The following is a 10,712-nucleotide window of genomic DNA, read 5'->3' as shown; positions in this document are numbered from 1 at the left end:
ATATATATCTCTATTAAAAGTAGAAATAACGAGTTTATTATTCTGGATAATAAGCCTCTATTCAGGTGAATAATGGAAAAAAACGATCAAAAATTCCCATATGAAGATAAATGGTGAAATACATCCATCTAATTTATCTCTCTCAATTAATTACCCAAAATCACTATTTATTACATTAATTATCATTAGGCTAAAAAAAATTTCTGTTGATCTTTCCACATTGCCATATATAGTCGTACTTCCTTATTTTTATATTGAAATAGTTATACCAATCTAACTTCAAGATGCGCGTGATTTCTCCCCCGCTTCGCGGGGAAAAATCACGTTTCATATCGTGTTGTAAATTGCAACTTGACGTTTAATGCGTATATTTCGTTGTTTGGGTTAAATACAGTATTAAGAATTACCCTCGCAATAGCATCTATTAATTTTAAGTGACTGTATCTCATCAAACTTTCCCTACTAATGAATAGAAAATTAGCAATATAAATTATAAAGATAAGAGACTTAACTATGAACCTACACAATGCAGAACAATTATTGCAAACCTCTCTTGCTGATCCCAACGCTAAATTCCGTCATGGTCAGTGGGAAGCCATTGATGCCTTGGTGAATCAGAGACAGAAGCTACTGATAGTACAGCGTACTGGATGGGGCAAAAGTGCCGTATATTTTATCAGTACAAAAATATTTCGTGACCAAGGAAAGGGACCAACTCTTATTATTTCCCCTTTACTGTCATTGATGCGTAATCAGATCGACGCGGCAAAAAGATTGGGATTGAATGCCGTGCGCTGGGATTCAACCAATAAAAATGAACAACCCGAAATTATTGAAAAGTTAAAACAGAATACAATCGATGTTTTATTTATCCATCCAAAGCAATTCTCTAACCAAGAATTTTTAGGCAATGTATTAACACAAGTATCTGATAATATTGGTTTAATGGTTGTTGATGAGGCACATTGTATTTCTGACTGGGGACACGATTTTATTCCTGAATACCGTTTGATCACTAATATCTTAAAACAACTCCCCGCAAATACGGGTGTTTTGGGAACAACGGCTACCGCGAATGATCGTGTAGTACAAGATATTCAAGAACAATTGGGCAATGTTCAAATACAAAGAGGCCCATTGATCCGTAAAAGTTTAGGGTTACAAACACTACTGTTACCTGATCAGGCATCCCGTTTAGCATGGCTAGCCCAGGTTATCCCAACATTACCAGGAACTGGTATTATTTATACACTAACGACATATGATGCCGAACAGGTCGCTAATTGGTTGATACAAAACAATATCGATGCCAAAGCATATCATAGCAATATCCAGTGTGAAGATTTCGATAATAGTAATAATTATCGTCAACATCTCGAAGAATTATTATTAAAAAATCAATTAAAAGTATTGGTAGCAACAACTGCTCTCGGAATGGGATACGATAAACCAGATTTAAGTTTTGTCATTCACTATCAGGCACCCGCTTCCGTTGTCGCCTATTACCAGCAAGTCGGTCGCGCAGGCCGAGGCATTGATTACGCTGTAGGTATTTTAATGTCAGGTAACGAAGACAAGGATATTCACCAATATTTTAGAGAATCAGCATTCCTCTCTGAAGTTCAAATCAATGAAATTCTCAATGTATTGGCACAATATGATGGTTTATCTATTCGTGATATTGAAGCAAAAACCAATTTAAGTCATGGCGATATTGAGAAAATTTTGAAGTTTCTTAGCGTTGAAAATCCTTCACCTATTCTTAAATTATCCGGTAAATGGCACAGAACCGCTATTCTATACTCAACTTCAGTGAGAAGCACATGAATTTGTTACCAACCGCACAAGCCACCTTACTATTGACCAGCTACTTTTCACACATCAGTAGTGAAGAAGCCAAACCCCTTACTAATTCTGAGTGGGGTCGTTTTGCTTTATGGCTTAAAGAAAAAAAGGCAACACCTGCGGATCTGTTGATTTCAGATCCTAAATCGTTACTAAGCGGCTGGTATGACAATAAAATCAGTACTGAGCGCATCATAGCGCTACTCAATCGTGGGCATAGCTTGGCCCTAGCGATGGAGAAATGGCAACGAGCTGGATTGTGGATAGTCACCCGCTCTGATCCGGATTACCCCCATAGACTCAAAGCAAAATTAAAAACAGATTCTCCCCCTGTCTTGTTCGGTTGTGGAAATAAATCTCTGCTAAATATGGGAGGTATCGCCGTTGTTGGTTCACGCAACGTTGCCCATGCAGATTTAACCTTCACCGAGCAATTAAGTGCAAAAGCGGCATCCCAAAACATTGTTATTGTCTCTGGTGGAGCCAGAGGCACAGACGAAACAGCTATGCTAGGCGCAATTCGTGCTGGTGGTAATGTCATCGGTGTTATGTCAGACAATTTGTTGACCGCCACAACATCCTCGAAATGGCGTAGCGGAATCATGAATGGTCATGTCGTATTAATATCGCCGTTCTATCCTGAAGCTGGTTTCAGTACAGGCAATGCTATGGCACGCAATAAATACATTTACTGTATGGCAGATGCATCCGTTGTTATTCATTCCAGTACGAAAGGGGGTACGATCAGTGGTGCTGAAGAAAACCTTAAACGTGGCTGGGTGCCTTTATGGGTCAAGCCAACTCATGATCAATCCACCACTAACGAACTTCTGGTGAGCAAAGGAGGAAAATGGTGCCCAGAAACATTAGAACAGTTCGATCTGACCAGACTTTTTATTACCGATGAATGTCATTCAGCTAATGGAACCCAGTCAGATTTATTTTCACAAGGTGATAAACAACCTGATTTATTTTCTGCAACCGTGGCCTTTAGCGCAAAGCCACTATCACAATCGCCTAAAGAGGCTTTCTCAGAAAACACCAATGCAGCAGAACTCATTGATACCAAGGCCCCTCGAAAAAATGAGATGCCAGAAAAACCAATTAATTTTTACCAACTTTTTATTAATGAACTTAAACGATTAACGGACGAACCCAAACGCATTGAAGAACTAATTGAAATAACTCAATTACATAAATCTCAAATCACGTGTTGGTTAAAACAAGCTATTGAAGAAGGTTATATTAAAAAGCTTAATCGCCCAGTCCGGTATCAATGGAACCACACATCGCTCTAACTAAAAGGTGTATAGCAATATGTTTTTACTGTCTATACACCACACCATAAATTTCTTTCAAACACCTGCAAGCATATAAAAAGGGGAGCCAAAGCTCCCCAATAATTCCGTCATTGACCTGCTTTCAATTTTTGGAAGTACTCTTCGTACAGGATACTGGCATTGCCAACATCACTCTGCCATTCGCCTTTTTTTATCACCTCGGCGTCTGGATACAGCGTTTTATCTTCTGTCATGGATTTTGGCAGTAATTTTTTCGCTTCCAGATTTGGAGTCGGGTAGCCAATTTTCTTAGCAACCTGCGCCGCAATTTCCGGGCGTAACAAGAAATCAATCAATTTCATCGCGCCATCAACATTCTTGGCATTCGCTGGAATAGCCAAGCTGTCCATCCAGAAAATCCCGCCCTCTTTCGGCCAAATAATCTCAACCGGTGTACCAGCCTGACGCGCAACATAGGCAGAGCCGTTCCACATCATACCGATATCCGCCTCGCCTTCCATAAATGGGTTGGCAGGGTTGTCAGAATTAAATGCCAGTACATTTGGCACCAGTTTTCTCAGTTCCTGATAAGCAGCTTCAATCTCTTTCGGATCAGAGGTATTGCCGGAATATCCCAATTTCAGCAATGCCATTTGGAAAACTTCACGCGCATCGTCAGTCAGCACTAAACTGTTTTTGTACTCTGGTTTCCAAAGATCAGCCCAGGAAGAGAAGGAGTTAGGATCAATATTATCGCTATTAACGCCAATCGCCGTTGCACCCCAAATATAAGGGATAGAGTAATCGTTATTCGGGTCAAAAGACTTATGGAGCAGATTAGGATCAAGGTTATGGAAGTTGCTCAATTTACTGGTATCGATTTTTTGCAACATCCCTTCTTTACTCATCTTTGAGATAAAGTAAGTGGATGGAACCACTAAATCATAAGCGCCGTCTTTATAAGTTTTCAGCTTGGTGTACATGCTCTCATTGGATTCATAGGTGGAATAAATCACCTTAATCCCAGTCTCTTTGGTGAACTGGTTGAGCAAACCAGGCGGAACATATTCAGTCCAGTTGTAGAAATACAGCGTCTTGCCATCATCAGCGGCAGCGGCATTCACCGAACCAATGCTTAATGCCATCATTCCAGCGGCTAACAGACAGAACCACTTTTTCATGTTGTTTTTCATGTCATGTTTCCCCTCGCAGTTGGTGCGTTAGTATCATATATAGGTTCGGCGTGAACCTATCCCCGAAAAAGGGGGCTATTATAAAAGTGACATTTAATGGGGTAAAGTGACTTATTTCTTGCTAATAAAAGCGTGGTCAACCCGCAACCACGCTTAAAAGAAGATTAAGACTTTTCTGTGCGATCACGCATCACAAATTGGCTAATCAGCACCAAAACCAACGACATAAGTAATAAAATCGTTGCCAATGCGTTCACTTCTGGCGAAATTCCCACTTTTACCATTGAATAGATCTTAAGTGGCAAAATCTCGTAGCTTGGCCCCGTCACAAATGAAGAAACAACCACATCATCCATCGAGAGGGTAAAACTCAGTAGCCAACCCGCCATAACCGCCGGCATCGCCAGTGGCAGGATGATTTTTCGCAGAATAGTCAATTCACCCGCGCCCAAATCACGCGCCGCTTCCAGCATTTTGACATCGAAATCTTTCAGGCGGGAGTAAACCGTTATCACCACAAACGGCAAGCAGAAAGTGATATGTGAAAACAGCAGTGACCAGAATCCCAGTGAAACGCCGAGTAGCATAAACAGCACCAGCAGTGAAATCGCCATCACGATATCCGGCGACATCATCACGACAAACAGCATACCGCCAACAAACTTTTTGCCCCGGAAGGAATAACGATACAAGGCGACCGCAGTCAGGGAACCAATCAAGGTGGCAAACGTGGCGGACATTACCGCCATCGTCAGGGAATGGCCTGCCGCTTGAAGCAAGCTGTCATTCGAAAATAGCAGGCTATACCATTCAGTGGTAAAGCCCTGCCAACGAATGCCAAAGCGTGATTGGTTAAACGAGCTTACCAACAGGATAATAATCGGGATATACAGGTAAGCATAAACGATGGTCATGAAGCCACCGCGCAACAGGCGTCCGATCATTCCAGCTCCACCTTCTTGTTCAGCAGTTTAGCCGCACGATAATAAACCAATAACATCAATCCCATTACCAACGTCAAACAGATGCTGGTCGCTGCCCCAAATGGCCAGTCACGGATATTGAGAAATTGGCTCTTAATCACGTTCCCGATCAGCAGGTTCTTCGCCCCGCCCATCAAGTCAGCCACATAGAACAGCCCCATTGCCGGTAACAATACCAACAAACAACCCGCGATAATGCCCGGCATGGTCAATGGCACAATGATGCGGATAAAAGTCTGCAATTTCCCCGCCCCCAAATCGCGCGCCGCTTCCAGACAGGATTTATCCAGCTTCTCAATGCTGGAATAAAGCGGCATCACCATAAACGGCAGCAGGATGTAAACCAACCCCAACACAACCGCTTCGGGGGTATACATAATGCGAAAGGGCTTATCGATAATCCCCACCCACATCAGAAAATCATTCAAGTACCCGCGGGTACTGAGGAACATCTTCAAGCCATAAATACGGATTAACGAGTTCGTCCAGAATGGCACGATCAACAGGAATAGCATCAGGGAACGCAGTTTCTTCGGCATACGAGCCAGGAAAAAAGCGAACGGATAGCCAATCACCAAACAGCACAGCGTCGCTATAATCGCCATATTCAGCGAATGCAGCAGCACCTCGGCATACAGCGGATCAAACAATCGGCTATAGTTATCCAGCGAGAATATCATCTGCACTAAATTGGCGTCATCACGGGTCAGGAAGCTGGTTCCGATGATCATCAGGTTCGGCAAAAAGACGAACAGCATCAGCCAGGATACGATGCCCGTAATGACGATATTCTGGAATAGTTTACGCGTCTTCTTCATCGACCAGCACAACCTCCCAGCTTTCTACCCAAGTGACCGCAATCTTCTGGTTCAGGGAATGGTCAACATCAGGATCGTCTTCGTTGAAGAATTCGCTCACCATGACCATCTTGCCATTTTCCATTTCGACCACGGAGTCCAGCGTCATGCCCTTGTAGTTACGCTCACGGACGTAACCAATCAGTCCCGATACCTGCTCACCGTTATTGATCTCTTCCACGCGCAGGTCTTCCGGGCGCAGCAAGACTTTCAACGTTTGCCCAACGGTCACTGGCATCGAGGTGAAAATATCACACTCATGGCCTTCGACATTGGCGCGTATCCGTTGATCATCAATACGATGCAATACTTCAGCATCAAAGATATTGATTTCGCCGATAAAGCGGGCAACAAACAGGTTTTTCGGCTCTTCGTAAATCTCACGCGGAGAGCCATCCTGTTCAATACGCCCGTTACGCATAACCACGATACGGTCTGACATAACCAGAGCCTCTTCCTGATCGTGGGTCACGAAGATAAAAGTAATGCCAAGCTTACGCTGGAGCGCCTTTAGCTCATTTTGCATCTGCTTGCGCAACTTGTAATCGAGCGCAGACAGTGATTCATCCAGCAGCAGGACTTTCGGTTTATTAACAACCGCACGGGCAATCGCCACACGTTGCTGTTGGCCGCCGGAAAGCTGGGCAGGTTTACGCTGGGCAAACTCTTCAAGCTGAACCATGCGCAAGGCTTCCTCAACACGCGGAGCAATCTCTTTTTCCGGTGTTTTCTGCATCCGAAGTCCAAAAGCGACATTTTCAAATACGGTCATGTGGGGGAACAGGGCATAACTTTGGAAAACCGTATTAACATGACGGTGCTCAGCAGGAATATCAGTAATATCCTGCCCTTCCAGTAAAATTTTGCCACTGTCTGCATCTTCTAGCCCGGCAATCAGGCGAAGAACTGTGGTTTTGCCACAACCGGATGGCCCAAGAATGGTCAGGAACTCGCCATCATTGATTGTCAGATCGAGCTGTGAAATAACTTGTTTACCGTCGAAGCCCTTACTCAAGGCTTTCAATTCAACGAGTGGTGTCAGAGAGGTGTTCTCAGTCATTTATGCTATCATCTATCCCTTGGAATAATGCAGATAGAACCGCCACGGGAAAAGACTGTGTTAGCTAGCAGGAGACATCATTTCTCCGCTAAAGCTCAAAGCCAGTGGCGCCGGTTGAAATTACGAAGCGCGCATCATAAACGCAGTACGCCCAAATTGAAAGCTGAAACAATGACAATATGTCATTTTTTATTACTATTTTATGAATAGTAATAACGTGTCTCATTTTGCTCCGAATTGTACCAGATGGAAATAGTTTCATATCGGATATTTTTGAAATAAAAAAATACTATTTTTTTTCAATGCATTCAGGCAGGTATCCACCCGATTCGGGATCAGGCTGCGGTCAGCTTTACATTTCCACCCTTCCGGCGCGTTTTACCAACGATGCTGCAACCAACAAACACCGATATCTTCCACGATCTGGTGTTGTGAAATTTATCACCGTTGGCTCCTTCCTTTTAATCTCTCATTTGTTGCATTTAATAGGTGAAATCAGCGATAGCGTTTATTAAAAAACACAAAGATAAGCATATTTTCAATATATTCTTAGCAACATAATGAAATATCCTTAATATACGCATTAAACTTCAAGCTGCAATTTAAACACTATATGAAACCTGATTTCTCCCCGCTTAGCGGGGAGAAATCACACGCCTCTTGAAGTTAGATTGGTATAACCTTTCATATTTCAATTTATCGTCAACGTAAAAAGCCCCAATAAAGTAAAAATAATCCTGTTAAGATTGGGGATAACTTCACTGACTTACCGTGAAAAACCAGAAAATGACGCTATCACCATGCACAAATTTCCAATATATTGATAGTCATCACATTAAATCATGTTGATTTAACCTATTAATTTATATGGATAATCGTTGCTTTAGGAAAATTTTTTCTCCAAATTAACCAAATTTAGTTATTTTTTGGAAAAAATTTTTTAACTCTCTATGCCATATTATTTTTCAATAGTGTGATATTTTCCCTAAAAAATATATTGATAACTCATTTATAGGATTACAAAAATGATAAAAAATATAGCGACTACATTAATCCACGGTGGAAAACAGCAAGACAAAGAAAACCATGCTATTTTTCCCCCCATTACAACAGCCAGTACTTTTGTACAGAAAGATTTATCTGAACATGGTGAATACTGTTATTCCCGTTGCAGTAACCCTACACGCTATGCCTATGAAACATTATTAGCCGAAATAGAAGGGGGGATTTATGCAACGGCAACCGCCTCTGGTGTAGCTGCCGCGGCTTTAGTCTTAAACTTGTTACCTAAAGAATCCCATATTATCGCAATGAAGGGAGTTTATGGTGGCACATTTCGTTTATTTGAACGGGTAGCGATTGAAAATAATGGTCACCAATTTGACTATGTTGACTTAAATAACATTACTGATGTTAAGGATAAAGTAAGAGAGAATACTCGATTAATTTGGATAGAAAGCCCAACCAATCCATTATTAGAATTAGTTGATATCAAACGTATTTGTGCATTCGCAAAAAATCACAATATCTTAACTTGTGTTGATAATACATTTGCAACCGCATGGAACCAAAAACCTCTCGAATTAGGGGCAGATGTTGTGATGCTATCTACCAGTAAATATATTGGTGGCCATTCTGATCTTATTGGCGGAGCCGTTATTACACATCGGGATGATTTAGCTAATAAGCTGGATTTCTTAAAAACGACCACTGGTGCCATTGCCTCTCCCTTTGATGCCTATTTAGCATTACGTGGATTAAAAACATTGGCGTTACGCATGTCAGCGCAATGTGCTAATGCACTTGAAATTGCCAACTTTCTGCAATCCCACCCCAAAATTGAACAGGTCTATTATCCTGCTTTACCCACTCACCCGCACTATTCCATTTGCCAGCAGCAAATGCGCGCAGGTGGTGCAGTCGTTACGATCAGATTAAAAGGTGAACTGGAAGATACAAAGAGGTTTGTAAGTAAGCTACGCTATTTTGTTTTGGCAGAATCTCTCGGTGGCGTGGAAAGCATGGTTAATCATTCTGCCACAATGTCACATGGCTCAATGACAAAGGAAGAACGTGAAGAGATTGGTATTTATGATACTGTGTTACGCTTATCCGTAGGGATTGAAGATATTAGCGATTTATTAGCTGACCTTGAACAAGCATTAGAATAAATTTACTTAATATAAAAAATAACAATAAAATAAGGTAAGTAAAAAATGAATGATTACGGTATTTGGACCATTATTACCCCTGTTGTCACAATTATTTTAGCTATATTTACACGCCAGGTTATTTTATCACTACTACTCGGCATATTAGTGGGTTTTACTGTCATTAATAACCATAATGTTATTTTAGGTATACAAGGAACTATTGAAGGTATTATTGATACTTTTTCCTCTTCCGGTAATACAAAAACCATCATTTTTATGTTGATGATTGGTGGCATAATGCGGCTTGTGGTTGTTACAGGAGGTGTGCGATCGTTAGTTCGTTTACTCACGGAAAAAACACAGCTAATTGAAAATAAAAAAGCAGTGCAATTTTTGGCAATGATCATTACATCATTAATTTTTATTGAAAGCTCTATTAACCAATTAATTGCGGGAGCATCAACCAAGAAATTAGCCAGAAATTACGCTATCCCACCAGAAAAAATGGCTTACATTATCCAGACATCCTGTGTTTCTGTTTGTTCTTCCGCCATGATCAATGGTTGGGGTGCTGCAATGATGGGGGTTATCGGTGTACAGATTTCCAGAGGATTAATCAGCGGTGAACCATTCGATATACTTGCTAGCTCTATGGTTTATAATATTATGGCTTGGTTATCTCTGGCTTCTGTCTTATTTTATATTTTTTCTAATGTTTCTTGGGGGCCAATGAAAACTGCGGAAATGCGCGCCTTACATGAACATATAAATAGTGATATTGAAAACAAGCACAGTGAAGATAATGATGATATTATTGAACATCCCAACTGCCATACTTCATTAAACTTTTTTATTCCTATCTTATCAACGGTATTCATGCTCCCTATTGCTCTCTATATCACAGGTGATGGTGATTTTAGTAAGGGCAGCGGTTCAACCTCTATCTATTGGAGTGTTATCTTTGGAACCACGATCTCTTTTTTCTGGTTCTTATTACGCCGAGTTTTAACCATCGAAGCCTTTTTTAAAGAGCTTTATATTGGTTATGCCAGCATGATAAAAATAAGCTCTGTCATGGTATTGGCCTTCTTAATGGGTAACGTTTCCGCTGATTTAAATACCGGTGCTTATATTGCACAAATGACTTCTGGTATTATTCCGGCGGGTTTTTCCATCGGTTTTATTTTCCTGATGAGTTCCATCATGTCATTAGCAACAGGCACCTCATGGGGCAGGGCGAGATCTCACATTTTTAGCAAGGTTATTGAGGTTAAATAAAGACCAGAATATGACTTTCTATAGCTATTTCTCCCATTAAAACGCTAAGATCACGCTATTCCA

6 protein-coding genes and 2 pseudogenes are annotated in these 10,712 nt (G+C 41.2%); 4 read left to right on the top strand and 4 right to left on the bottom strand.

What is annotated here, in order from left to right; all coding sequences use genetic code 11:
- Positions 1-513: 513 nt before the first annotated feature.
- Both IQ211_RS16125 and IQ211_RS16120 read left to right on the top strand, forming a co-directional pair.
- Positions 514-1,806 (top strand): annotated as a pseudogene (locus IQ211_RS16125) (RecQ family ATP-dependent DNA helicase); the annotation flags it as partial.
- Between the two features lie 17 nt (positions 1,807-1,823).
- Positions 1,824-3,143, top strand: a complete 1,320-nt coding sequence (locus tag IQ211_RS16120; RefSeq protein ID WP_189760031.1) for a DNA-processing protein DprA — start codon at positions 1,824-1,826, stop codon at positions 3,141-3,143.
- Between the two features lie 110 nt (positions 3,144-3,253).
- On the opposite strand, the gene potD is transcribed toward IQ211_RS16120, so the two are convergent.
- The 4 genes from potD to potA form a co-directional block, all read right to left on the bottom strand.
- Positions 3,254-4,306 carry a spermidine/putrescine ABC transporter substrate-binding protein PotD gene (potD, locus tag IQ211_RS16115; protein ID WP_189760037.1) on the bottom strand — a complete coding sequence of 351 codons (1,053 nt, stop codon included), beginning with the start codon at positions 4,304-4,306 and terminating at the stop codon, positions 3,254-3,256.
- Positions 4,307-4,482: 176 nt separating this feature from the next.
- Positions 4,483-5,262, bottom strand: a complete 780-nt coding sequence (gene potC, locus IQ211_RS16110; protein ID WP_189760032.1) for a spermidine/putrescine ABC transporter permease PotC — start codon at positions 5,260-5,262, stop codon at positions 4,483-4,485.
- Positions 5,259-6,119, bottom strand: a complete 861-nt coding sequence (gene potB / locus IQ211_RS16105) for a spermidine/putrescine ABC transporter permease PotB (protein ID WP_189760033.1) — start codon at positions 6,117-6,119, stop codon at positions 5,259-5,261. Before potB ends, potC begins: the two co-directional genes overlap by 4 nt.
- A complete protein-coding gene (gene potA / locus IQ211_RS16100; RefSeq protein WP_189760034.1) occupies positions 6,103-7,218 on the bottom strand; it encodes a spermidine/putrescine ABC transporter ATP-binding protein PotA in 1,116 nt (371 codons plus the stop codon). Before potA ends, potB begins: the two co-directional genes overlap by 17 nt.
- A gap of 1,025 nt (positions 7,219-8,243) precedes the next feature.
- Between potA and IQ211_RS16095 the strand changes: the two genes are divergently transcribed.
- The gene (locus IQ211_RS16095) at positions 8,244-9,389 is read left to right on the top strand and encodes a trans-sulfuration enzyme family protein (RefSeq protein WP_189760035.1); all 1,146 of its coding nucleotides are present in this window, start codon (positions 8,244-8,246) and stop codon (positions 9,387-9,389) included.
- A gap of 45 nt (positions 9,390-9,434) precedes the next feature.
- Positions 9,435-10,604, top strand: a pseudogene (locus tag IQ211_RS16090) (Na+/H+ antiporter NhaC family protein); the annotation flags it as partial.
- Positions 10,605-10,712: the final 108 nt, after the last annotated feature.

Origin of the sequence: Xenorhabdus griffiniae, assembly GCF_015163655.1 — a bacterium.
Taxonomy (GTDB): domain Bacteria; phylum Pseudomonadota; class Gammaproteobacteria; order Enterobacterales; family Enterobacteriaceae; genus Xenorhabdus; species Xenorhabdus griffiniae.
The sequence above is the reverse complement of the archived record's forward strand: the minus strand, read 5'-3'. Positions and strand labels throughout refer to the sequence as shown.